22 protein-coding genes are annotated in these 23750 nt (G+C 66.2%); 12 read left to right on the top strand and 10 right to left on the bottom strand.

Going from position 1 to position 23750, the window contains the following annotated elements; translation table 11 throughout:
* Positions 1–76: 76 nt before the first annotated feature.
* From AC1ZV1_RS21880 to AC1ZV1_RS21870, 3 genes are all read right to left on the bottom strand, one after another.
* The gene (locus AC1ZV1_RS21880) at positions 77–700 is read right to left on the bottom strand and encodes an NAD(P)H-dependent oxidoreductase (protein WP_484293597.1); all 624 of its coding nucleotides are present in this window, start codon (positions 698–700) and stop codon (positions 77–79) included.
* Positions 693–2087: a class II fumarate hydratase gene (locus AC1ZV1_RS21875; RefSeq protein ID WP_484293596.1), complete on the bottom strand. Its 1395-nt coding sequence runs from the start codon at positions 2085–2087 to the stop codon at positions 693–695. The genes AC1ZV1_RS21880 and AC1ZV1_RS21875 overlap by 8 nt, the downstream gene beginning before the upstream one ends.
* A gap of 120 nt (positions 2088–2207) precedes the next feature.
* Positions 2208–3221 carry a DUF2804 domain-containing protein gene (locus AC1ZV1_RS21870; RefSeq protein ID WP_484293595.1) on the bottom strand — a complete coding sequence of 338 codons (1014 nt, stop codon included), beginning with the start codon at positions 3219–3221 and terminating at the stop codon, positions 2208–2210.
* Between the two features lie 167 nt (positions 3222–3388).
* On the opposite strand from AC1ZV1_RS21870, the gene AC1ZV1_RS21865 reads away from it, so the two are divergent.
* From AC1ZV1_RS21865 to AC1ZV1_RS21845, 5 genes are all read left to right on the top strand, one after another.
* On the top strand, positions 3389–3901 hold the full coding sequence (locus AC1ZV1_RS21865) for a DUF2059 domain-containing protein (RefSeq protein WP_484293594.1): 513 nt from the start codon (positions 3389–3391) through the stop codon (positions 3899–3901).
* 52 nt (positions 3902–3953) lie between these two features.
* Entirely contained in the window at positions 3954–4262 is a 309-nt protein-coding gene (locus AC1ZV1_RS21860; RefSeq protein WP_484293593.1) for a BolA family protein, read from the top strand.
* A 162-nt stretch (positions 4263–4424) separates the two neighbouring features.
* A complete protein-coding gene (gene trhO / locus AC1ZV1_RS21855) occupies positions 4425–5360 on the top strand; it encodes an oxygen-dependent tRNA uridine(34) hydroxylase TrhO (RefSeq protein WP_484293592.1) in 936 nt (311 codons plus the stop codon).
* A 3-nt stretch (positions 5361–5363) separates the two neighbouring features.
* Positions 5364–5999: a DsbA family protein gene (locus tag AC1ZV1_RS21850; RefSeq protein WP_484293591.1), complete on the top strand. Its 636-nt coding sequence runs from the start codon at positions 5364–5366 to the stop codon at positions 5997–5999.
* Positions 5992–7785: an ABC transporter ATP-binding protein gene (locus AC1ZV1_RS21845; protein WP_484293590.1), complete on the top strand. Its 1794-nt coding sequence runs from the start codon at positions 5992–5994 to the stop codon at positions 7783–7785. The genes AC1ZV1_RS21850 and AC1ZV1_RS21845 overlap by 8 nt, the downstream gene beginning before the upstream one ends.
* Here the strand turns inward: AC1ZV1_RS21845 and AC1ZV1_RS21840 are convergent, their stop codons facing one another.
* Entirely contained in the window at positions 7786–8673 is an 888-nt protein-coding gene (locus AC1ZV1_RS21840) for a class I SAM-dependent methyltransferase (protein ID WP_484293589.1), read from the bottom strand.
* Positions 8674–8797: 124 nt separating this feature from the next.
* Positions 8798–9901: a helix-turn-helix transcriptional regulator gene (locus AC1ZV1_RS21835; protein WP_484293588.1), complete on the bottom strand. Its 1104-nt coding sequence runs from the start codon at positions 9899–9901 to the stop codon at positions 8798–8800.
* A gap of 359 nt (positions 9902–10260) precedes the next feature.
* On the opposite strand from AC1ZV1_RS21835, the gene AC1ZV1_RS21830 reads away from it, so the two are divergent.
* Together AC1ZV1_RS21830 and AC1ZV1_RS21825 are read left to right on the top strand one after the other, a co-directional pair.
* Positions 10261–12711, top strand: coding sequence for an EAL domain-containing protein (locus tag AC1ZV1_RS21830; protein ID WP_484297602.1), 2451 nt, complete (start codon positions 10261–10263; stop codon positions 12709–12711).
* Between the two features lie 76 nt (positions 12712–12787).
* Positions 12788–13576, top strand: a complete 789-nt coding sequence (locus AC1ZV1_RS21825; RefSeq protein ID WP_484293587.1) for an iron-containing redox enzyme family protein — start codon at positions 12788–12790, stop codon at positions 13574–13576.
* A gap of 28 nt (positions 13577–13604) precedes the next feature.
* Here the strand turns inward: AC1ZV1_RS21825 and AC1ZV1_RS21820 are convergent, their stop codons facing one another.
* From AC1ZV1_RS21820 to AC1ZV1_RS21810, 3 genes are all read right to left on the bottom strand, one after another.
* Entirely contained in the window at positions 13605–14561 is a 957-nt protein-coding gene (locus tag AC1ZV1_RS21820; protein WP_484293586.1) for a quinone oxidoreductase family protein, read from the bottom strand.
* Between the two features lie 37 nt (positions 14562–14598).
* Positions 14599–14760, bottom strand: a complete 162-nt coding sequence (locus AC1ZV1_RS21815) for a DUF1427 family protein (RefSeq protein ID WP_484293585.1) — start codon at positions 14758–14760, stop codon at positions 14599–14601.
* Positions 14761–15213: 453 nt separating this feature from the next.
* Positions 15214–15981 carry an AraC family transcriptional regulator gene (locus tag AC1ZV1_RS21810; RefSeq protein ID WP_484293584.1) on the bottom strand — a complete coding sequence of 256 codons (768 nt, stop codon included), beginning with the start codon at positions 15979–15981 and terminating at the stop codon, positions 15214–15216.
* Between the two features lie 302 nt (positions 15982–16283).
* Between AC1ZV1_RS21810 and hppD the strand changes: the two genes are divergently transcribed.
* The 4 genes from hppD to AC1ZV1_RS21790 all read left to right on the top strand — a co-directional run bounded on the left by hppD (position 16284) and on the right by AC1ZV1_RS21790 (position 20057).
* Complete coding sequence (gene hppD / locus AC1ZV1_RS21805; RefSeq protein WP_484293583.1) at positions 16284–17366, top strand: 4-hydroxyphenylpyruvate dioxygenase; 1083 nt, start codon at positions 16284–16286, stop codon at positions 17364–17366.
* 52 nt (positions 17367–17418) lie between these two features.
* Positions 17419–18060 (top strand): maleylacetoacetate isomerase, encoded by a 642-nt coding sequence (gene maiA, locus AC1ZV1_RS21800; RefSeq protein WP_484293582.1) that lies wholly within the window; start codon positions 17419–17421, stop codon positions 18058–18060.
* A gap of 111 nt (positions 18061–18171) precedes the next feature.
* On the top strand, positions 18172–19587 hold the full coding sequence (locus AC1ZV1_RS21795; protein WP_484293581.1) for an amino acid permease: 1416 nt from the start codon (positions 18172–18174) through the stop codon (positions 19585–19587).
* Between the two features lie 92 nt (positions 19588–19679).
* Positions 19680–20057 (top strand): MliC family protein, encoded by a 378-nt coding sequence (locus AC1ZV1_RS21790; RefSeq protein WP_484293580.1) that lies wholly within the window; start codon positions 19680–19682, stop codon positions 20055–20057.
* Between the two features lie 177 nt (positions 20058–20234).
* Here the strand turns inward: AC1ZV1_RS21790 and AC1ZV1_RS21785 are convergent, their stop codons facing one another.
* Positions 20235–21032 (bottom strand): nucleoside-binding protein, encoded by a 798-nt coding sequence (locus AC1ZV1_RS21785; RefSeq protein WP_484297601.1) that lies wholly within the window; start codon positions 21030–21032, stop codon positions 20235–20237.
* 364 nt (positions 21033–21396) lie between these two features.
* Between AC1ZV1_RS21785 and arfB the strand changes: the two genes are divergently transcribed.
* Positions 21397–21810, top strand: coding sequence for an alternative ribosome rescue aminoacyl-tRNA hydrolase ArfB (gene arfB, locus AC1ZV1_RS21780; RefSeq protein WP_484293579.1), 414 nt, complete (start codon positions 21397–21399; stop codon positions 21808–21810).
* A gap of 82 nt (positions 21811–21892) precedes the next feature.
* Here the strand turns inward: arfB and AC1ZV1_RS21775 are convergent, their stop codons facing one another.
* Positions 21893–23584: a lactate permease LctP family transporter gene (locus AC1ZV1_RS21775; protein WP_484293578.1), complete on the bottom strand. Its 1692-nt coding sequence runs from the start codon at positions 23582–23584 to the stop codon at positions 21893–21895.
* Positions 23585–23750 lie beyond the last annotated feature (166 nt).

Genomic DNA, 23750 nt, shown 5'->3' with positions numbered 1-23750 from the left:
GTGTAGGTGGCTTCCGGATGAGGGCGGGAAATGACTGATGGGGATGGCGGGAGGTCGCGAGGCGCCCTCCCGTCGCTCAGGCCTGCGAGCCCAACTGCTCGGCACGGCGCAGCCAGGCCTGCCGCTGTTCTTCGCTGGAGCCGCGCACCGGACTGAATTCCTCCAGGTGGTGCAGGGCGATGCCGCAGGGCGCAAGGATGCAGCGGGTCATCTGCCGATGCGCCGGGGCGCCCTGGCGCAGACGGTAATGCCAGTGGGTCTGGTCGTGGCTGACCAGCAGGTCCGCAGTGCGCCCGCCCAGCAGCGGTTCGAACTCGCGGGATTCCATCGAGCGGTAGCGGAAGGCGAAGCCCGGCTGCAGCACGCGGTCGAAGAAGCCCTGCAGCAGGCCCGGCAGGCCGCCCCACCAGATCGGGTAGACGAAGACGATGTGCTGTGCCCAGTGGATCTGCCGCTGGGCTTCCAGCACGTCCGGCTCCAGGCTCTGGCTCTGTTCGTAGCCGCCGCGCAGCACCGGATCGAAGTTCAGCTCGCCGAGCTTGAGCGTGTGCACCACGTGACCCTTGGCGCGGGCGCCGAGGGCGTACGCGTCGGCCACCGCATGGCAGAAGCCGCCAGGCTTGGGCGAGCCCAGCACCAGCAGCACGCGCTTGCCGTCGCCCTCGATCGGCGTGGCGCCGGAGCGGGTCGCTTCAACCATTCTGCCCGGCCTCCAGCATGGTCTCCGGGCGCACCCACTGGTCGAACTCGGTATCGGTCAGGTAGCCCAGTTCCAGCGCGGCTTCGCGCAGGGTCTTGCCTTCGGCGTAGGCCTTCTTGGCGATCTCGGCGGACTTGTCGTAGCCGATGTGCGGGTTCAGCGCGGTCACCAGCATCAGGCCGCGGTCCAGGTGCTCGCGCATCTTCGCCGCGTCCGGCTCCATGCCGGCGATGCAGTGGGTGTTGAAGTTGCGGCAGCCGTCGGCCAGCAAGCGTGCGGACTCCAGCAGGTTGTGGATGATCACCGGCTTGTAGACGTTGAGCTGCAGGTGTCCCTGGCTGGCGGCGAAGGTGATCGCGGCGTCGTTGCCGAACACCTGGCAGGCGAGCATCGACAGCGCCTCGCACTGCGTCGGGTTGACCTTGCCGGGCATGATCGAGGAACCCGGCTCGTTGGCCGGCAGCTTCACCTCGGCGAAGCCCGCGCGCGGGCCGGAGCCGAGCAGGCGCAGGTCGTTGGCGATCTTCATCAGCGCCACCGCGAGGGTCTTCATGGCGCCGGCCAGGGTCACCAGCGGTTCGTGGCCGGCAAGGGCGGCGAACTTGTTCGGCGCAGAGACGAAGGGCAGGCCGGAGAGGTCCGCCAGCTCGGCGGCGATGGCATCGGCGAACTCTTTCGGCGCGTTCAGCCCGGTGCCGACTGCGGTGCCGCCCTGGGCCAGCTCGTGGACCGCCGGCAGCGCCGCGCGCAGGGCGCGCTCGGCGTAGTCCAACTGGGCAACGAAGGCGGAGAGCTCCTGGCCGAAGGTGACGGGCGTGGCGTCCATCAGGTGGGTACGCCCGGTCTTCACCAGATTGGCGTGGCGCGCGGCCTGCTGGGCGAGGCCGCCGCTGAGCTCGGCAATGGCCGGCAGCAGGTCGTTGTGCACCGCTTGGGCGGCGGCGATGTGCATGGCGGTGGGGAAGCTGTCGTTGGAGCTCTGTGCGCGGTTCACGTGGTCGTTGGGGTGCACCGGCTTCTTGCCGCCGCGACCGTTGCCGGCAATCTCGTTGGCGCGCCCGGCGATGACCTCGTTGACGTTCATGTTGCTCTGGGTACCGCTGCCGGTCTGCCAGACGACGAGGGGGAACTGGTCGTCATGCTCGCCTGCCAGCACTTCGTCGGCCGCTTCCTCGATCAGGCTGGTGATGTTCTCGGGCAGCTCGCCCAGTTGCGCGTTGACCCGCGCGGCGGCCTTCTTGATCAGGGCCAGGGCGTGGACCACGGCCAGCGGCATGCGCTGTCCGCCGATGGCGAAGTTCTGCAGCGAGCGCTGGGTCTGCGCGCCCCAGTAGGCATCCTCAGGGACTTCGATGGGGCCGAGGCTGTCGGTTTCGGTGCGGCTCATGGTGTTTTCTCCGGAAAGGGTCTCGGCCAGTTTAGGCCGCTGCGGGGCTTCCGGGTTCCACTCTGGCTCAATGGCCGTGATAGAGCGGTTTCAGTGGTGTTTCATTTCCCCGGCGACGGGTCACCAGCGAGCGTGTGTCGCACCGACCCAGCCCAGCGCGGCCTTGACCGGCACCAGATCGCCCTCGGCGCTGCGCAAGGAGCCGTCGAAGCGGCCGAACCACTGGCTGGTTTCGGCGAACAGCGGCCCCAGGCGAGGGCAGGCGCGGTGCAGCTTGCTTGGCGTGAAGGTGAGATCGACGCGCTCGTCGGCACCACGCAGTTTCCAGGGCGACAGCGGGTCATGCGGCACCTGGCGGATATCCACGGTGCCGCTCAGGGGCTGCAGCTCGCCGCCGAACCACAGGGCGTTCTCGCTCAGATGGCTGTTCTCCGTCCAGCCGCTGCCGAAGTTGCCGGCGATGCCGCCGGGCGCGGCGAAGGCGGCGCGGGTCCAGTGGGTGTTGAAGGGCCAGACGCCCCGGCCGAAATCCAGCGCGGCAAAGCTCCGGCCCTCGGTGCAGCGGTAGGTCTTGTGGCCAAGGGTGAGGCTGCCGTTGATCGGCAGGCCCATCTGTCGGCTGCAGGCGTGGAAGCACTTGCCGGTCATCGGCACCACCAGGTTGACCGATTCCAGGTGCGCCGGGCGCTGCACCTCCAGGGACAGATTCAGCGGCTGCCCGCCCAGGTTCGGCGCGCAGGCTGTGATGCGCAGCTGGCCGGGCTGCTCGTCGAAGCCCAGGCGCAACTGGCCGTGTTCGAAGCGGTGGCTCTGGTTCGGGGTATCCGGCAGGTGGCAGCCCAGGCCGAAGGGGCTGAACTGGGTGCGATGCACCGAGCGCCCGGTTTCCAGGTCGAGGAAATACACCGCGCCGTAGCCCAGGTAGTCGAGGTCGGCGATGGTGACGGAGAGCATCCAGCCCGGCGCGTTGATGCACCAGTGGTTCCAGCGCTTGCGCCGGCCGGCGTTGCCGGAGAGCTGGCAGAGTGTCTGCGGCCGTGACGACCAGCCCACTGCCGCGGCGTTCAGGCGGCCGCGCGCATCGCACAGGGGCGGTGCGGCGACGGGCGTCGGCGGGTGGGTAAGGGTGTTCATCGGTCACATCCATGTGGCAACGCGCCGCAGCATGCCGTTTCACGGACTGTCCTACAAGAGAAGCCCGTCACTTCCAGGCCATTTGGCATTCGCTTGAGCACATTCCGAACTTAGGCGCAGAATGGCGGGTCCCACCCGGACACCCTTCAGACTCACAGGACCGCCCCATGACTGTTCTTCGTTCCCTCTGCACCGCAGCACTTCTGGTTGGCTTCAGTTCCGTGGCACTGGCTGATGCCAACGCCGAGGCGGAGAAATTTCTCAAGCAGGTCCATGCCGACAAACTGACCGTACCGGTTTACGCGCAAGTCCAGCAGATGCTCGCCCAGCGCTTCGCCCAGGCCAAGGCGCCGGACAGCAAGAAGGCCGTACTCGACCGCTACCAGGCCAAGGCCAACGCCGAACTGGACCGCGCCGTGGGCTGGGAGAAGATCAAGCCTGATCTGGTCAAGCTCTACACCAGCAACTTCAGCGAGTCCGAGCTCAAGCAACTGAACGATTTCTACGCCTCTCCCCTGGGCCGCAAGGTTCTGGAGAAGATGCCGCGCCTGACCGCCGAATCCGCCCAACTGACCCAGGCCAAACTGCAGACCGCAGTGGACCCGGTGAACAAGCTGATGGCCGACATGGACAAGGAACTGGGCGTGAAGGCCCCGGCCGCACCGGCCAAGAAGCCCTGATCATCCTGATTCCGACCTGACTGAACCGTACTGATTGCCAGCGAGACCCGACATGAGCATGCGTGACCGACTCCAATCCGCCCTGGGCGCCCTCGAACCGCAACACCTCGAGGTGCTCGACGAGAGCCATATGCACAGCCGCGGACAGGAAACGCACTACAAGGCGGTGATCGTCAGCCCGGCCTTCACCGGGCTGAACGCGGTGAAGCGGCATCAGAAGGTCTACGGCACGCTCGGTGAGCTGATGGGCCAGATCCATGCGCTGGCCCTGCACACCTACACCCCTGAGGAATGGGCGCAGCAGGGGCAGGCACCGGATTCGCCGACCTGCCGCGGTGGCAGCAAGCACGATCAGCAGTGAGCGGCGAGCTGACCAAGCGCGTGCGGGGCTGGCCCCGCTCCGTGTAGAATGCGACTCCCAGCGCCGGCCTTTGGCCGGCGCTGTCATTTTCAGCTGTCGATCAGCTTTTGTTTCCCAAGAAGCCCGGTCCGCCCTTTACGCGGGCGACCACTGGAGTGATGCATGACCACCGAAAGAATCGTCGTCGCGGCGTTGTACAAGTTCGTCTCCCTGCCCGACTACGTCGCCCTGCGCGAACCCCTGCTGCAGACCCTGCTGGACAATGGCGTGAAGGGCACCCTCCTGCTCGCCGAGGAAGGCATCAACGGCACCGTCTCCGGCACCCGCGCCGGCATCGACGGCCTGCTCGCCTGGCTGCGCACCGATGCGCGCCTGGCCGATGTGGACCACAAGGAGTCCTACTGCGACGAGCAGCCCTTCTACCGCACCAAGGTCAAGCTGAAGAAGGAAATCGTCACCCTCGGCGTGCCGGGCGTGGACCCCAACGCGAAGGTCGGCACCTACGTCGAGCCCAAGGACTGGAATGCCCTGATTTCCGATCCCGAGGTGCTGCTGATCGACACCCGCAACGACTACGAAGTGGCCATCGGCACCTTCGAAGGCGCCATCGACCCGAAGACCAAGTCGTTCCGCGAATTCCCCGACTACATCCGCGAACATTACGACCCGGCGAAGCACAAGAAGGTCGCGATGTTCTGCACCGGCGGCATCCGCTGCGAGAAGGCCTCGAGCTACATGCTCAACGAAGGCTTCGAGGAGGTCTTCCACCTCAAGGGCGGCATCCTCAAGTACCTGGAGGAAGTGCCCGAGTCCGACACCCTCTGGCGCGGTGACTGCTTCGTGTTCGACAACCGGGTGACCGTGCGCCATGACCTGAGCGAAGGCGACTACGATCAGTGCCATGCCTGCCGCAATCCGATCTCGGTCGAGGATCGCGCCTCCGAACACTACGCACCGGGCATCAGTTGCCCGCATTGCTGGGACTCGCTGTCGGAGAAGACCCGCGCCAGCGCCCGCGAGCGGCAGAAGCAGATCGAGCTGGCGCGTCAGCGCAACCAGCCGCACCCCATTGGCCGTGATCCCCGCGCGGAGAACTGATCCATGACCAGCCGCCTGCTCTACGTGATGGACCCGATGTGCTCCTGGTGCTGGGGGTTCGCCCCGGTGGCCGGGAAGCTGGTGGAGCAGGCGCGCGCCGCAGGTGTGCCGCTGGCGCTGGTGATGGGCGGGCTGCGCACGGGGCAGGGCGCTGCGCTGGAGCCGACCACCAGGCGTTACATCCTCGAACACTGGCATGCGGTGCATGACGCCACCGCCCAGCCGTTCCGCTTCGAAGACGCGTTGCCCGACGGTTTCATCTACGACACCGAGCCGGCCTGCCGTGCAGTGGTCACCGCACGCCGCCTGGACGAGGAGTGCGCCTGGGCGCTGGTCGGCGAGATCCAGCGCGCCTTCTACGCCGAGGGCCGCGACGTGACCCAGGCCAGCGTGCTCACCGAGCTGGCCGAGCACGTGGGCTTGCCGCGCATCGAGTTCGCCGAAGCCTTCGACAGCCAGGACAACCACCTGGCAACCCTGGCCGATTTTTCCTGGGCCCGCGACCTGGGCATCGCCGGCTTCCCCACGCTGCTGGCCGAGCGCGATGGCCAACTGGCCCTGCTGACCAACGGCTACCAGCCGTTGGGCGAACTCGCCCCGCTGCTGGAACGCTGGCTGGAGCGCGGGCGGTATGCCTGAGCTGTCCGCTGACCGCCTGAGCTGGGCGGAGATTCGCCGGCTCGCTTTCCGTCACCGCAAGGCCCTGCTCCTCGCCAACCTGGTCGCCGTGCTGGCGACCGCCTGCAGCGTACCGATCCCGCTGCTGCTGCCGCTGCTGGTAGACGAGGTGCTGCTGGGCAAGGGCGACGCTGCCCTGCAGGTGATGAACCACTGGCTGCCCGAAGGGTGGCACAAACCGGTCGGCTACATCGGCCTGATGCTGTTGGTGACCCTGGTGCTGCGCAGCTGCGCGCTGGTGTTCAACGTGCTGCAGGCCAAGCTGTTCGCGCGGCTGTCCAAGGACGTGGTGTACCGCATTCGCCTGCGCCTGATCGAGCGCCTGAAGCGCATCGCCCTGGGCGAGTACGAAACCCTCGGTGGCGGCTCGGTCAGTGCGCACCTGGTGACCGATCTCGACACCCTCGACAAGTTCGTCGGCGATACCCTGAGCCGCTTCCTGGTCGCGCTGCTGACGCTCTGCGGCACCGCCGGCATCCTGATCTGGATGCACTGGAAGCTGGCGCTGCTGATCCTGTTGTTCAACCCATTGGTGATCTTCGCCACGGTGCAGCTGGGCAAGCGCGTGAAGCACCTGAAGAAGCTGGAGAACGACAGCACCTCGCGTTTTACCCAGGCACTGACCGAAACCCTCGAAGCGATCCAGGAAGTGCGCGCCGGCAACCGCCAGGGCTTCTTCCTCGGTCGCCTGGGCGTGCGCGCCCGCGAAGTGCGCGACTATGCCGTCGCTTCGCAATGGAAGAGTGATGCCGCCGGGCGTGCCAGCGGCCTGCTGTTCCAGTTCGGCATCGACCTGTTCCGCGCCGCGGCCATGCTCACCGTGCTGTTCTCCGACCTGTCCATCGGCCAGATGCTCGCGGTGTTCAGCTACCTCTGGTTCATGATCGGCCCGGTGGAACAACTGCTCAGCCTGCAGTACGCCTTCTACGCCGCCGGCGGTGCGCTGGCCCGCATCAACGAGCTGCTGGCGCGTTCTGACGAGCCACACTACGAACATCGCCGCGACCCGTTCGCCGGGCACACCAGCGTTGGTATCCAGGTGCGCGACCTGAGCTTTGCCTACCGCGACGAACGGGTGCTGGATGGCCTCGACCTGGACATCGCCCCCGGCGAGAAGGTGGCCATCGTCGGTGCCAGTGGCGGCGGCAAGAGCACCCTGGTGCAGCTGCTGCTGGGGCTCTACCAGCCGCAATCCGGCAGCATCCGCTATGGCGGCGCGGCGCTGGAGGAGATCGGCCTGGACTGCGTGCGTGAGCATGTCGCGGTGGTGCTGCAGCATCCGGCGCTGTTCAACGACACGGTGCGAGCCAACCTGACCATGGGCCGCGAGCGTGACGACGAAGCCTGCTGGCGCGCACTGGACGTGGCGCAACTGGCGGACACCATCCGCACCTTGCCGCACGGGCTGGACAGCGTGGTCGGACGTTCCGGCGTGCGCCTCTCCGGCGGCCAGCGGCAGCGCCTGGCGATTGCGCGGATGGTGCTCGCCGAGCCGAAGGTGGTGATCCTCGACGAGGCGACCTCTGCTCTCGACGCCGCCACCGAATACGCCCTGCACCAGGCACTGGAGCGCTTCCTCGAGGGCCGTACCACGCTGATCATTGCCCACCGCCTGTCCGCGGTGAAGCAGGCCGACCGTGTACTGGTATTCGACGGCGGTCGCATCGCCGAGGATGGCGACCACCAGCAACTCATCGCCGGAGGCGGACTTTACGCCCGCCTGTACGGTCACCTGCAGCAGGGTTGATCAGCCGTAGCGGGTGACTTCGAGGAAGGCCACGCAATTGCCCAGGTCGTGGAAGACCCGCGCGCTGCCGATGTCGTTGTAGGGGATGCCCAGCAGCAGGTCGAGCAGCGAGGCGTCGCTGCGGTAGTGCGGGCGCCAGTCCAGCAGGCCTTCGAGGTAGGCGATGTCTGGCACGCCAGGCAGGAAGTTGCCCATCAGCAGACGCCCGCCGGGAAGCAGGCGGGCGAACAGGTTGCGCGTCAGGTCGCGGGCGTCATGGTCGTCCAGCACCTCGTACAGGCCCGGCGAGTAGATCAGGTCGAAATGGCTCAGGTCCTGGCGTCCGTAGAACAGGTCGTCCAGCGTGCATTGCTGTGCCTGAACGCCGAGCGCGGCGTAGCTGGCCTCCACCGTCTGCAGCGACAGCGCCTGGGCATCCAGCGCTGTGAACTGGCGGAAGTGGCCATGGCGCAGCGAGCGCGCGAGCTCGACCTCACGCAGGTGTCCGCAGCCCACGCAGAGGATGCGCGCCTGCCCGCTGAGCTGTTCACAGCAGCGGTCGATCTCCCGCGCCAGCAACTGGCGGCGTGAGCGCAGCGCGCGCGATGCGGGGGCAGAGCTGGCGTAGCGGAACAGTTCTTCGGTGGGGCCGTCGGGCAGCAGCGAGCGCAGGGTGCTGTCGATGCCGTAGAGGTAGTCCATCAGCACGGCATTGCCGGCGCCTTCGCCCATCGGCCGTTCGCGGCGGCGGGGGAAGGGCACCACGCGGGGGGCTTCCGCTGGCGGCGCAGTGCCGCTGGCGAGCGCCAGCAGGCCGGTTTCGTCATCCCGGAGGTGACGCAGCTGCTGTTCGAGTTGCTCGATGGCTTCGGTGAGTGAGTCCGGATGTTGCTGGGTGCCGTTGTCCATGCCGTTCACCTGGGATACCGCTCAGTGAGAAGAAAGCGCCACCGGCTCGGCCGGTGATCCGTTCAACACCTTAGGGGGCGGTTGGCCCCGGGCCATCATCTGAATGAATGACGGCCGCGAAAATTCAGCGTTGCCCCAGCCTCACCAGCAGGCTGACCAGCTCGGCCTGGCGGCTGGTGTGAGTCTTGCGGAACAGCGCGCGCAGCTGGCTGCGCACCGTGTTGATCGAGGTGCCGAGCTGGTCGGCGCATTGTTCGGGGGGCAACCCGCGAACCAGCAGGTCACCCAGGCGCTGTTCGGCCGGGGTGAGGCCGAACAGCTCGCCGAGCAGGCGGCTCTGGCGGTGCGCATCGAGCAAGGCCAGCAGCACCAGCGGACGCTGAAACGGCTGGTTGAAGCTCGCCTCGGCGGGGACCGGCGTGACCAGCAGTTCCTGCCCGCTGCCATCATCCAGTGGCAGCCAGCCGGCCCTGGCCTTGCCGGTGCGTGGTGCGGCATGGCGGACCAGGGCCTGGAGCTTCGCGTCGTGCCGGCGGCAATGCAGACGGCCGAAGACTTCATGGAACAGCCCGACACGCCGCCCCAGCAACTGCCGCGCCGCCTGGTTGGCGTAGAGCACGCGGGCGTTCCCCTCGAGGAGCCACAACGGCGTGGGGTGCTGGTCGAGCAGCAGGTCGCGGTGGGCCAGCTGCTGGCGCATGTCGTCGATACGTCCGAACATCTGCGCGGCGCGGATCAGGTGTTGACTCAGGCGGGACAGCAGGGTCTGTTCCAGCGCATCGGGATAGCGTGCGCCAAGGCTGGTCAGCACCGACAGGTAGACGCCCGAGTTGGCTTGTTCGTGGAGCTTCAGGCAGGACACGTTGTGCATTCCGTTGGGCCGCTGGAACTCCTGGTAATAAGGGTCCCGGGCCATGCGCTGCGAGCCGAATTCCTCGCGGTCGTGGTACCACTGGCCGACTGGGCGGTGGAGCATGAAGCCCTTGGATGGATCGATGGTGCAGAACTCGCGGTTGTAGATCTCGATGGCGCCGGGGTCGCACAGGTTGATCTCGCTCGCCAGTGCGCCACTTTCGGTCTGGTCCCAGAACAACAGGGCGCCCTGCTGGCGACCGCTGGCGGAAATCAGCTCGGTGAGCAGCGGCAGCCAGTTCGCCTCGTCGAGTACGCACTCATAGGTCAGGCCCACCAGCCGGTCGTACTGCCTGTCCATATCCCGACGTGGCATGGCGGCTCCATCCATTGATTGGGATTGCCCGGTCTACCGTGCAGATTGCACTTTGCAGATTGCACGATCGTCTGAGGTATGGCACATGGCCTTCGCTGTCGCAAGGCCATTAATCGGCTGGCGCTGTTCGCTGCCGGGTGGCGATCGAGGGCCTTTCACGCTGTGGAATCGAACTTTTCCGCCGGACGGTGCGCGTAGGGCCTATCCAGCTCATGCCGGACGGTTTGAGGAATTCCCGCGATCGGCTAGAAGTTAAGGAAGGGGCGGCCTGACAGAAAAGTCCCGGGGTGAGGCGTTAGCGCCCCACCTGTGGCCTGCCAGGAATTGATAGAAGGAAGCCGAAACTGGTGATGGATGCAATGGGACTGTTGCCGACCCGGCGTACGACGCGTCTGCTGAAGCTGGTCTGGCCGTTCATGGTCGTTGTCCTGCTACAGACGCTGATCGGCAGCGGAAGCTTCTTCATCCTCTCCGGTGTGCGCGCCTACGTCGGTGGCGAAAGCCTCTGGTCCAAGGGTCAGAAGGACGCCATTCATTACCTGCAGCTCTATGGCCAGAGCCATGATCAGAATGATTACGAGCGCTACCGCACGGCCATTGCCATTCCCCAGGGCGACCGCATGTTCCGCGCCGCCCTCGACCTCAGCCAACCCGATCTGGAACTGGCACGTGCCGGCGCCTTGCAGGGCGGTATCCATCCCGATGATGTCGGCGCGCTGATCTGGCTGTACCGCTGCTTCCACGAGTACAGCTACTTCGACCAGGCGGTGCGGATGTGGATCATCGGCGACGCCTACCTCGACCAGTTGGAAGAACTCTCCGACGAGATGGTCGCGAAGATTCGCGCGAACGACGTGCGACCCGGTGACCTGAGCTATTGGAACGACCGTATCCAGGCGATCAACGATGGTGTCACGCCGGCTGCCATGGCGTTCTCCGCCGCGCTGGGGCAGGGGTCGCGGATGATCATGTGGGTCCTGCTGGTGGTCAACGGCCTGACCGGCCTGGCACTGATCCTGCTGGCGGTCTGGCGCACCCGCAAGCTGCTGCACCAGCAGCGCGCCTTCGAAAGTGCCCTGGACACCGAACGGGAGCGCGCGCAGACGACCCTGGCGGCCATCGGCGATGGCGTGGTGACCCTCGATGCGCACGAATGCATCGCCTACTTCAACCCGGCCGCCGAACGCTTGATCGGCTGGGACAACTCCATGGCCGTCGGCCTGCCGCTGCGCTCGCTGCTGCGGGTGTTCGACGAGAACTCCCAGGTCGAGGGCCTGCCTCTGGTGGGGCAGATCCTGCGGGGCGAGGTCGATGGTGGCAGCGAAACCAGCAAGCTGATCCAGCGCCTGGACGGCACCAGCGTCGCGGTGACCCTGGTGGCCACGCCCATCCATGCCGATCGCCGGGTGGTCGGCGTGGTGCTGGTGCTTCACGACATGACTCGCGAGCGTCAATACATGGCGAGCCTGTCCTGGCAGGCTACCCACGATGCGCTGACCGGCCTGACCAACCGCCGCGAATTCGAATTCCGTCTGAAGCAGGCCCTGGAAAGCTCGGCGGACTCCCACGACCCGCATTCGCTGATGTACCTGGACCTGGACCAGTTCAAGCTGGTCAACGACACCTGCGGCCACGCCGCCGGCGACGAGCTGCTGCGCCAGGTCTGCTCCGTGCTGCAGCAGTGCCTGCGCGACGGCGATACCCTGGCGCGCCTGGGTGGCGACGAGTTCGGCATCCTCCTGGAGCACTGCCCGGCCGATCTCGCGGTGCAGATCGCCGAACGCATCCGCCTGACCGTGCAGGCGCTGCACTTCATGTGGGAAGGCCGTGGCTTCAACATCACCGTGAGCATCGGCGTGGTGCATATTTCCACCCTGCTGGTGTCGGTGGAGGAAGCCCTGCGCTGCGCGGACATGGCCTGCTACATGGCCAAGGAAAAGGGTCGCAACCGCGCCCAGGTGTTCCGCCCGGACGACACCGAGCTGTCCAACCGCGTCGGCGAGATGGCCTGGGTGCAACGCATCCGCCTGGCGCTGGAGGAAGAGCGTTTCTGCCTTTATGCCCAGTCGATCTTCCCGGTCGAGCCGCGGGCCATGGAAGGGGCTCACGTCGAGTTGCTGCTGCGCCTGAACGACGAGTGCGGCCGGCTGGTGGCGCCGATCAACTTCATCCCCGCGGCCGAGCGCTACGGGCTGATGCCGGACATCGACCGCTGGGTGGTCGAGAACGCCTTCAGGACCCTGGCCGAACGCATCGCCGACGGTGGTTACGAACCGATCCACACCTGCGCCATCAACCTCTCCGGCGCCACCATCGGTGACGAGACCTTCCTCGACTTCCTCCGCGAGGTCCAGCCGCGCTACGGCATCGAGCCGTCCAGCGTGTGCTTCGAGATCACCGAGACCAGCGCCATCGCCAACCTGGTCAACGCCACGCGTTTCATCCAGGAACTCAAGTCGCTGGGCTACCGTTTCTCGCTGGATGACTTCTGCGCCGGCATGTCGTCCTTCGTGTACCTCAAGCACCTGCCGGTGGACTACCTGAAGATCGACGGCAGCTTCATCAAGGACATGCTCGAGGACCCCATCGACCGCGCCATGGTCCAGGTCATCAACCAGATCGGCCACGTGATGGGCAAGCGCACGGTGGCGGAGTTCGTCGAGACCCAGGAAATCCTCGAACTGCTGCGCGAAATCGGCATCGACTACGCCCAGGGCTACGGCCTGGCCCGGCCGCAGCCGTTCAATGACAGCTTCCTGCGTGAGACGCACGTCGCAGCCGTAGCATCTGACACAACCTCCGGACGGTGACGCGCCGCCAAGACAGGACTAACCTGAGGCCTGATTTACCGGTGCTTGCATGGATTGACCAGCAACGGAGTCCTGGATGAACGACACCTTTGTTCGCAGTGGGCCGCTCAAGGAGCTTTCCAGCTATCCGCACTGGGCCCAGCGCCTGGTGCAGGAGTGCGAGGCCAGTCGCCTGGCCGTCGTCGAGCACCCCCTCTACGCGCGAATGCGTGACGGCCAGCTGAGCCGCCAGACCATGCGCGCCTTCCTCATCGGTGGCTGGCAGGTGGTGGAGCAGTTCCCCCTGTACATGTCCCACAATCTGCTCAAGACGCGGTTCGGTCGCAGCCCCGGCGAAGACATGGCACGGCGCTGGCTGATGCGCAATATCCGCGTCGAGCTCAACCATGCCGACTACTGGGTACGCTGGGCCGAGGCCTACGGTGTCACCCTGGCTGAACTCAAGGCCCAGCTGGTGCCCGCCGAACTTCACGCCCTCGGCCACTGGTGCTGGCACAGCTGCGCGACCGAAGAATTGGCGCTGGCCATGGCGGCCACCAACTACGCCATCGAAGGCGCTACCGGCGACTGGTCGGCGCTGGTCTGCTCCACCGACACCTACGAACGCACCCTGCCGGCCGGCACCCGCAAGGACGCCATGCGCTGGCTGAAGATGCACGCCCGTTACGACGACGATCATCCCTGGGAGGCCCTGGAGATCATCTGCACCCTGTGCGGCCCGCAACTCGCCATGCCGCGCTGCCTGGCCCTGCGCGAGGCGATCTGCAAGAGCTACGGCTACATGCGCATGTTCCTCGACCAGTGCCTGGCGCTGGAACAGGTGCACGGGGACAAACGGCGGGGGCCGATGCAGATCGCCGGCTGAGAGGTGGACCTCCCAGCCGTATCCGCACTCAGGGCACGAGAATGATCTTCTCGCTGCTGCCTTCGTTGATCTCGTGGTAGCGCTGCACGCCTTCGCCCAGCGGCACTTCGCGCAGGCCGGTTGGTAGTGGCAGCCTGCCATCGTCGAACCACTGGCCGAACTGACGCAGCATCGCGGCGCAGGCCACCGTGTCGTACAGCAGCGAATTCACGCCCACCACCGAACCGCCCCGGCGATACAGCGCCAGGGCCGGCAGCTGCACGTGGCCGTCCACGGGAGCGGCGATGATGGCGATACGTCCGAAGGTGGCCAGGGCAGAAACCGCGGCCGGTAGCCAGAAACCGGTGGTGTCGAAGATCACCTCGGCGCCGCCGGGAAAGTGTTCTTCCACCTGCGCCGCCAGGGTGTCGGCCGACCCCAGCAGGAGGCTCGGCACGCCCTGGGCCTGCAGCTCCACCTGCGATTCGGCGCGGCGCACCGCGCCCAGCACCTGGGCGCCGCGCGCCTTGGCCAGGGAAATGGCCGCCGCACCGACGGCGCCGGAACCGATCACCAGCAGGCGGGTGCCGGCGCCGACCTGGCTGCGCTCCAGTGCGTCCCAGGCGGTGGTGAAGGGCACACCGCAGCTGGCCGCCTGGGCGAAGCTCATGCGCTTGGGCATCAGGGCCACGCCGCCGGCCGGCACGCTCATCAGCTGGGCGTGGCTGCCGTTGCGGGTGAAGCCCAGGCCCTTGCCGGTGCCCCAGACGGACTTGCCCAGCAGTTCGGCCGGGCCTTTCACCACGGTGCCGGCGAAGTCGCGGCCGGGCACACGGGGCAGGGTGGTGTAGGGGAAGCGGCCGAGGACGTTCTTCACGTCGCTGGGGTTCAGGCCGGCAGCCTGGATTTCCACCAATACTTCCTCGGCGGCGGGCACCGGGTCGGCGATCTCGGTGAAGCTCAGGGCGGCGAGGTCGCCGGTGCGGTCGAACTGCAGGGCTTTCATGGGCACGGGTCCTTGGCAATCAGTTGTAGGGGGGGACTCAGTGGAGCCAGCGGGTCAGCAGCGGCAGGACGTTCTCGCCGATCTGCATGCCCAGCAGGCCGACCAGCGCCACCAGCGGCGGCGCTGGCGAGCGGAAGTCGAGGAAGTGGTAGGCGAGGCCGACGGCGATGCCGATGGCCAGGGAAATCAGGTAACTCATGCTGTCCTCCGCGGGTGGTTCCGGCGGCTGGCGGGAATGGAGCCAGTCTAGGAGCCGCGCCGGGGCGCCGCCGGTCATTGGCTTCGGAATATCGGACAGATGTCGGTGGGGAGTATTGGATGGGCGTGTGCCCGCGTAGGAGCGGACTTCGTCCGCGATGTGCCTCCTCGCTCTGAAGTGTCCTGCGTCGCTTCGGTGTGCGCTGACGGATGGGGTTTCGCCTCTCGGCGAGTCCCTTTTGTCAAACGCCACAAAAGGAACCAAAAAGTCTTGCCCCTCCATCCGGTTTTTCGCTTAGGCGAAAAATTCCCTCGTTGAAGCGGAGTTTCAGGGGCATTCCGGAGCGCTTGGAGGTTTCTCTGGAAGTCTTCTAGAAACTGGAGCCAGAACCAGAACCAGAACCAGAACTAGAGCCAGAGCGTGTAGCAAGCTCGCTCCTACGAAAGGCCCGGCTTACCGCGCGCAATACTCTGAAGGCGCCACACCCAGCTCGCGGCGGAACATCTCGCTGAAACTCCCTGGCTGATACCCCAGCCCATCGGCGATCTGGCTCACCGCGATGCCTTCGTTGAGCTGCGCCACCGCGGTGGCCAGCTGCACCTGCCGGCGCCATTGGGCGAAGCCCATGCCCAGGCTGCGCTGGAACAGCCGGGCCAGGGTCCGCACGCTAGCGCCGGCGTCGGCGGCGTGCTGTTCGAAGGAAACCTCCTGGCTCGGCTCGGCCATCACTGCCAGGCACAGGTTCAGCAGGCGGCGGTCGGAGTCGTCCGGCAGCGGCACGCGCAACAGCAGGCTGCGGGCGCGTTGCAGCTCCAGCACGGCCAGTTGCGACAGCGCCTGGTAGTAGTCGGTGTCCGGCTCGTGCTCCTGTTCCACCAGCCGGACGATCAGCTCGCGCAGCAGTCCGCCCACTTCGAAGGCCTGCACCTGCTCGCCGAGGGCGTCCGCCGTTCCCGGCCGCAGGTAGATGTTGCGCATCTGCAATTCGCTGACCACGCGGATGCCGTGGGGCACCTGCGGCGGTAACCAGACGGCGCGGTTGGGCGGCACCAGCAGGGCTTCGGAAGGTGTCTCCAGCCACATCACCCCGGACATCGCGTAGAGCACCTGCCCCCAGTCGTGGGCGTGCGGTTCGATGTGCAGCCCACGCGGGTAGCTGCGGGCCAGGGCGCGAAGCGAGGCCGGTGTGGCGTCGAAATCAGGGGGAGCGGCGCGGGCCATAGTCCGATTCGGGCAGGGGAGATGGGCCGCATGGTAGCTGCCGCACGGCGCCCTGACGAGAGCGCGGCACTCGCACTGGCAGGCGGGCGCACCACCTTGTCACGATTTCTTTACGGTGCGGCGGCATGCCGCACGGGGCTGTGAGCGGTGTAAGGATTTCTTGCCGGGCGACCGTCGCCACTGCGTCGCGGGTGGTCCGTACCCGGCTTGTTCCGGGGCTCGCCGGCGGGTGAGATGAAGGCATTCCAGACGCCTGGACGGCCCTGTGCCGATCCAGCCGATAACGACAACGAGGAGGCCGGATGAACGCCGTGACCAAGATCGAACAACACAACCCCATCGGCACCGACGGCTTCGAGTTCGTCGAATTCACCGCCCCTGACGCCCAGGGTATCGAACAGCTGCGCCAGCTGTTCACCGGCATGGGCTTCACCGAGACCGCCAAGCACCGTTCCAAGGAAGTCTTCCTGTTCCAGCAGAACGACATCAACATCGTGCTCAACGGCAGCCCCACCGGCCACGTCCACGAGTTCGCCAAGAAGCACGGCCCGAGCGCCTGCGCCATGGCGTTCCGGGTGAAGAACGCCGCGCAGGCCGCCGCCTATGTCGAATCCCAGGGCGCGAAACTGGTGGGCAGCCACGCCAACTTCGGCGAACTGAACATCCCCTGCGTCGAGGGCATCGGCGGATCCCTGCTGTATCTCGTCGACCGCTATGGCGACAAGAGCATCTATGACGTCGACTTCGAGTTCATCGAAGGCCGCAGCGCCAACGACAACGCCGTCGGCCTGCTCTGCATCGACCACCTGACCCACAACGTCAAGCGCGGCCAGATGGATGTCTGGTCCGGCTTCTACGAGCGCATCGCCAACTTCCGCGAGATCCGCTACTTCGACATCGAAGGCAAGCTCACCGGCCTGCTGTCCCGCGCCATGACCGCGCCCTGCGGGAAGATCCGCATCCCGATCAACGAGTCGGCGGACGACAAGTCGCAGATCGAGGAATTCATCCGCGAGTACCACGGCGAAGGCATCCAGCACATCGCCCTGACCACCGAGGACATCTACGCCACCGTGCGCCAGCTGCGCGCCAACGGCGTGGACTTCATGAGCACCCCGGACACCTACTACGCCAAGGTCGACACCCGTGTCGCCGGCCACGGCGAGCCGCTGGATCAGTTGCGCGAGCTGAACATCCTGATCGACGGCGCACCGGGTGACGACGGCATCCTGCTGCAGATCTTCACCAACACGGTGATCGGCCCGATCTTCTTCGAGATCATCCAGCGCAAGGGCAACCAGGGCTTCGGCGAGGGCAACTTCAAGGCGCTGTTCGAATCCATCGAGGAAGACCAGATTCGCCGTGGCGTGATCTCCGACCAGTAACGCGCTTGCAGGGCGGCCGCGCAGTCAGCGTGGCCGCCTGCGGAGAACCGCCATGCTCACCCTGTATTCCTACTGGCGTTCCAGCGCTGCCTACCGCGTGCGCATTGCCCTCGGCCTCAAGGGCCTGGCCTACCGCCAGGTGCCGGTGCACCTGGTGAAGGACGGCGGCCAGCAGCATGCCGCCGAGTACAAGTCGCTCAACCCGCAGGCGCTGGTGCCGCTGCTGGTGGATGGCGACGCGCGCATCGCCCAGTCCCTGGCCATCCTCGAATACCTCGACGAAACCCATCCGCAACCCGGCCTGCTGCCGCGTGATGCGCTGCAACGCGCTCAAGTCCGCGCGCTGTCCCTGCACATTGCCTGCGATATCCATCCGCTGAACAACCTGCGCGTGCTGCACTACCTCAGCGGCCCGCTGGCGGTGACGGACGAGGCGAAGAACGCCTGGATCCGCCACTGGGTCGAGACCGGCCTGCGCGCGGTGGAGGAGGGCGTCGCCCACTGGAGCGGCCCGCTGTCCCTCGGCGAGCGCCCCGGCTATTTCGAGGCCTGCCTGATTCCCCAGCTGTACAACGCCCGCCGCTTCGATTGCGACCTCAGCGGATGCCCGCGCCTGCTCGCCATCGCCGCGCGCTGCGAGACCCTCGACGCCTTCCAGCAGGCCGCCCCGGAGGTGCAGCCCGACGCCCAGTAAGCCCCAGATCAGCCCGCTCGTTCCACCGCTCTTTAGCCTTGCCTTGCCCGCACCGTCTGGCCACAAGCCGGGCGGCCGATTCCCGTCACAGATAAAAACAACAGGTGACGCATGACGCGTGAAACTCAACACGCAGGCCAGCTCCAGCGCGGCCTGAAGAATCGCCATATCCAGTTGATCGCCCTCGGCGGCGCCATCGGTACCGGGCTGTTCCTCGGCTCGGCCGGGGTGCTCAAGTCCGCCGGCCCGTCAATGATCCTCGGCTACGCCATTGCCGGTTTCATCGCCTTCCTGATCATGCGCCAGCTCGGCGAGATGATCGTCGAGGAGCCCGTCGCCGGCTCCTTCAGCCACTTCGCACACAAGTATTGGGGCGGATTCGCCGGTTTCCTCTCGGGCTGGAACTGCTGGGTGCTCTACATCCTGGTGGGCATGTCGGAGCTCACCGCGGTGGGCAAGTACATCCACTACTGGTGGCCGGACGTGCCGACCTGGGCGACCGCCGCGCTGTTCTTCGTGGTGGTCAACGCCATCAACCTGTTCAACGTGAAGGCCTTCGGTGAGGCGGAGTTCTGGTTCGCCATCATCAAGGTCGCGGCCATCGTCGGCATGATCGCCCTGGGCTGCTACCTGCTGGCCAGCGGCACCGGCGGCGAGCAGGCAGCGGTGAGCAACCTGTGGGCCCATGGCGGCTTCTTCCCCAACGGCATCAGCGGGCTGGTGATGGCCATGGCGATCATCATGTTCTCCTTCGGCGGACTGGAGATGCTCGGCTTCACCGCCGCCGAGGCCGATCAGCCGAAAAAGGTGATCCCCAAGGCGATCAACCAGGTGATCTTCCGCATCCTGATCTTCTACATCGGCGCGCTCGCCGTGCTGCTCTCGCTGACGCCGTGGGACAGCCTGCTGCAGACCCTGAACGCCTCCGGCGACTCCTACAGCGGCAGTCCCTTCGTGCAGATCTTTTCGATGATCGGTAGCGGCACCGCCGCCCACGTCCTCAACTTCGTGGTGCTCACCGCGGCGCTGTCGGTCTACAACAGCGGGACTTATTGCAACGGCCGCATGCTGGTGGGCCTGGCGGAGCAGGGCGATGCCCCGCGTGCGCTGGCCAAGGTGGATAGCCGCGGCGTGCCGGTGCGCTCGCTGATGGTGTCGGCGGCGGTGACCTTCCTCGCCGTGCTGGTGAACTACCTGGTGCCGGCCCGTGCGCTGGAGTTGCTGATGTCCCTGGTGGTGGCCGCGCTGGTGATCAACTGGGCGATGATCAGCCTGGCGCACCTGAAATTCCGCGCGCGCATGGATGCCGACGGCACGCGCACTGCCTTCCGCGCCGTGGCGTATCCGGCGGCCAACTGGCTGTGCCTGGGCTTCGTGGTGTTCATCCTCGGCGTCATGCTGCTCACCCCGGGCATCCAGGTGTCGGTCTACGCGATCCCGGTCTGGCTGCTGGTGATGTACGGCTGCTATCGCCTCAAGCGCCAGGATTCGGTGCGTGGCGAAGCGCCGGCGGCGCTGGTGGACTGAGTCGCCCGACTTTGAGACGGGCCGCCCGTGATTGACCGCGCGGCCCGACCTTTCCTAGAGTGACCGGGCCATTTTTCGTCAGAGGGATACTCATGAAAAAAGCACTTTGGCTGCTCGCGGCCGCCGTGCCGGTCCTCCTCGTCGCCTGCGGCGGCGAAGAGAAGAAAGCCCCCCAGGTCGACGCGCTGGTCCTGCCCGGCGACGCCAAGCTGGACTCGCGCAGCGTCTCGTACAAGTGCGAGGACGGTCGCAAGATCAGCGTGCAGTACCTGAACAAGGGCGACAACAGCCTGGCCGTGGTGCCGGTGACCGATGCCTCCAGCCTGGTCTTCGCCAACGTCATCTCCGCCTCCGGCGCCAGGTACGCTGCTGGCCAGTACGTCTGGTGGACCAAGGGTGAAGACGCCACCCTGTACAAGGACTGGAAAGGCGGTGAACCCGCCGACGGCGTGGCCTGCAAGGAACGCTGATTCCTCTTGTGGCACCCGAACGAAAAAGCCCGGCAGATGCCGGGCTTTTTCATGGGCGGGCAGGAAGCGAACCCGCTGCCGGTCGGGTTCGCGAGCTCGCTCCTACAAGAGCAGGCCTACGCCAGATCCGTTTTTCGTAGGAGCGAGCTTGCTCGCGAACCACCGTCGCACCTGCCGCTAGAAGGTGAACTCCAGGTTCACCGTCGGCGTCGAGGTGCGCGTACCGCGTCCGCCATCCACGCCGAACTTGTTGTGCCAGTACTCGTAGCCCACGCCCAGCCACAGGTTCGGCTGGCGCTTGGTGCCGGGCAGGGTGGCGAACATCAGCGAGGTGCGGACCAGCGTTTCCGGCGCGGTGTCGTTGTCGTTGTAGTCCTCGCCCTTTTCCCCGGTGTAGTTCACGAAACCCTGGAACTTCGCCCCGTGGTCGCCCAGCTGGAACGGACGCAGCCACGTCAGGTTGACCATGTAGGTGGTGTCGAAGGTGTGGTCCGGGTGTTTCGCGTTGGGGATGCCGGAGTGGTTCTTCTCGCGGTAGTAGAACAGCGAGAGGTCGAGCACGCCGGGGCTGTTGAACTTGAGGGTGGGGCCGAACACCAGGGCGCGCTTCTTCGCCGAACCGAGGTTGTTGTTGCGGCTGGCGTCGAAGCCGAAGGTGAAGGCGTGATCCTTCACCAGGCCCGTGCCCTGCGGCAGGTCGAACACCCGCGAGGCGTACAGCTGGCTGCGGAATACGCCGTAGACCTCGCTGCTGCCGTGGTCGGTGCCCTTGCGCGGGTCATTGCTGTCGGACTGCAGCACATCGAGGTGGAAGAAGTTGCTGCCGTAGCGGTAACCGTCGGCGTGGCTGAAGCTGAAGATGCGCTTGCTGATGTCGTGCGGGTTGTTCGGGTTGGTGAAACCCTTGCCGTAGCGGAAGCCCAGCGTGTTGCTGGTCCACTCGAAGAAGCGATCATCGTCATCGGCCTGCGCCATGCCCAGCGGGGCAAGCACCAGCGCGGTACCGAGGGCGAACCGGCGGCCGTTGCTCAGGCGGCGGCTGGAACGCGGTTGGGAGCGGGCGGCGCCAAGGGCCGTCATCGCGGAAGAAACCATGCTGCACCTCTGTTCTTGTTTTTGTGGCTTCGGGGCCGGCGTCCCGCCGGGTGAACGGCGGTCGGTGACAGGCTGGGTTCTAATGGTGAATTGATGACATTGCAAGAAAAACTTGTACACAAATCCGTATACAAAAATTGACGCAAAAGTCAGGAACGGGCGCTTTGGCGCGAACCAGATGGCTTCGGGACAGGTGCGTTGGTGCGCGGTATCCTGACCTTCATTTCCGTACTGAATCCTTCCCATGCTGCAGATTTCCAACACCGTGCAGATCCCCGACGCCGAGATCGAGCTGAACGCCATCCGCGCCCAGGGTGCCGGCGGGCAGAACGTCAACAAGGTGTCCAGCGCCGTGCACCTGCGCTTCGACGTGCACGCGTCCTCCCTGCCGGCCTTCTACAAGGAGCGCCTGCTGGCCCTGAGCGACCAGCGCATCACCAGCGATGGCGTGGTGGTGATCAAGGCGCAGCAATACCGGACCCAGGAGCAGAATCGCGAGGACGCGCTGAACCGACTGGCGGCGTTGATCCTCAGCGTCACGAAGGTGGAGAAGAAGCGCCGCCCGACCAAACCGACGCTGGGCTCGAAGACGCGCCGGCTGGAAGGCAAGAGCAAGCGTGGGGCGATCAAGGCGGGGCGGGGGAAGGTGGATTTCTGAAGCATCGCCGCCCCTGTAGGTGCGGGCCATGCCCGCGATTGCGCGCATGGCGCGCTCCTACAGGGAACTGTGTCGCGGGACGTCAGTGCACCAGCATTCCGGTGAACACATACGCCTGCGCCAGCGTGATCAGCCCGATGAACGCGGCGAAGATCAGGCTGTGCTTGACCGTGAAGCGGAACAGGTCCGACTCGCGCCCGACCATCCCGGTCGCTGCGCAGGCCACGGCGATCGACTGCGGCGAGATCATCTTGCCGGTCACACCGCCGGTGGTGTTGGCCGCCACCAGCAACGTGTCGCTGACCCCGAGCTGGTGCGCGGTGGTTGCCTGCAGTGAGCCGAACAGGGCGTTGGACGAGGTGTCCGACCCGGTCAGAAACACCCCCAGCCAGCCGAGGAACGGCGAGAAGAACGGGAAGGCCGCGCCGGTTCCTGCCAGCACCAGTGCCAGGGTCGTGGACATCCCCGAGTAGTTGGTGACGAAGGCGAACGCCAGCACCATGCCGATGGTCAGCACCGGCCACTTCAGCTCCTTCAGCGTTTCGCCGAAGGTCGCTGCGCCGCTCTTCACGTCGATGCGCAGGATGGCCATGGCGATCAGCGCCGCGAGGAAGATCGCCGTACCGCTGGCCGACACCAGGTCGAACTTGTAGATCGCCGGCATGGGCGTCGGATTGGCGACAATGGGCGCGGCCTTGAGCACCAGCTGATCGAGATAGGGCACGGCAATCACCGCCACCCAGTTTTCCAGCGTACCGCCGGGCAGGAACAGCGCCTTGAACGGCTTCATGGTCCAGAGGGTCACCAGCACGGTGAGGATCAGGAACGGCGACCAGGCCTTGAAGATCTGCCCGATGCTGTACTGCGATTCCCGGCGTTGACCGCCACCACCACCGACGCCGCCCAGCGTCGCGGTGCCGTCGGCGTTGAGGCTGGAGAACTCGGTCTCACGCACGTTCGCCGGCTGCCACACGCGCAGGAACAGGGTCAGGCAGACCATGCTCAGCAGTGCCGAGGTGATGTCAGGCAGTTCCGGGCCGATGAAGTTGGAGGTGAGGAACTGGCTGATGGCGAAGGTGCCGCCGGCCACCAGCAGCGCCGGCCAGGTCTCGCGGATGCCGCGCCAGCCGTCCATCATCGCCACCAGCCAGAAGGGTACGATCACTGACAGGATCGGCAGCTGTCGCCCGGCCATCGCGCCGATCTTGAAGGCGTCCACCCCCGATACCTGCCCGGCGACGATGATCGGGATGCCCAGTGCGCCGAAGGCCACCGGCGCGGTGTTGGCGATCAGGCACAGCCCGGCGGCGTACAGCGGGTTGAAGCCCAGGCCGACGAGCAGCGCCGCGGTGATCGCCACGGGCGCGCCGAATCCCGCCGCGCCTTCGAGGAAGGCACCGAAGGAGAAGCCGATCAGCACCACCTGCAGGCGCTGGTCGACAGTGATCGACAGCACCGAGCTGCGGATGATCTCGAACTGCCCGCTCTTCACCGTCAGCTTGTAGAGGAACACCGCCGCCACGATGATCCAGGCGATCGGCCAGAGTCCGTAGAAGAAGCCGTAGACCGCCGAGGCCAGCGCCTTGTCCACCGGCATGTGGTAGACGCTGATGGCGATCAGCAGCGACAGCACCAGGGTGATGGTTCCGGCGACGTGGCCCTTCAGGCGCAACACCGCCAGGGCGAGGAAGAAGAAGATGATCGGCACGAGGGCCGCCAGGGCCGACAGGCCGAGGCTGCCAAGCGGGGTATAGAGCTGCTGCCAGGTTTGCATGGGGATTGTCCCTTGTTGTTGTCGGAGGCAAAGCGTCAGCGGTGGATAACTCTTCTCGGTGGTTCACTTCCGGGAGGCGCATGCCTGGGCGGCGCACGCGCCGGCAGGCATTGAAAAAGCCCCGCAACGCGGCGCGTAGCGGGGCTTCTGCAAGCGGATTCAGGCA

This window comes from Pseudomonas sp. BB438 (genome assembly GCF_057180225.1).
This window is presented reverse-complemented; position numbering and strand designations above follow the sequence as displayed.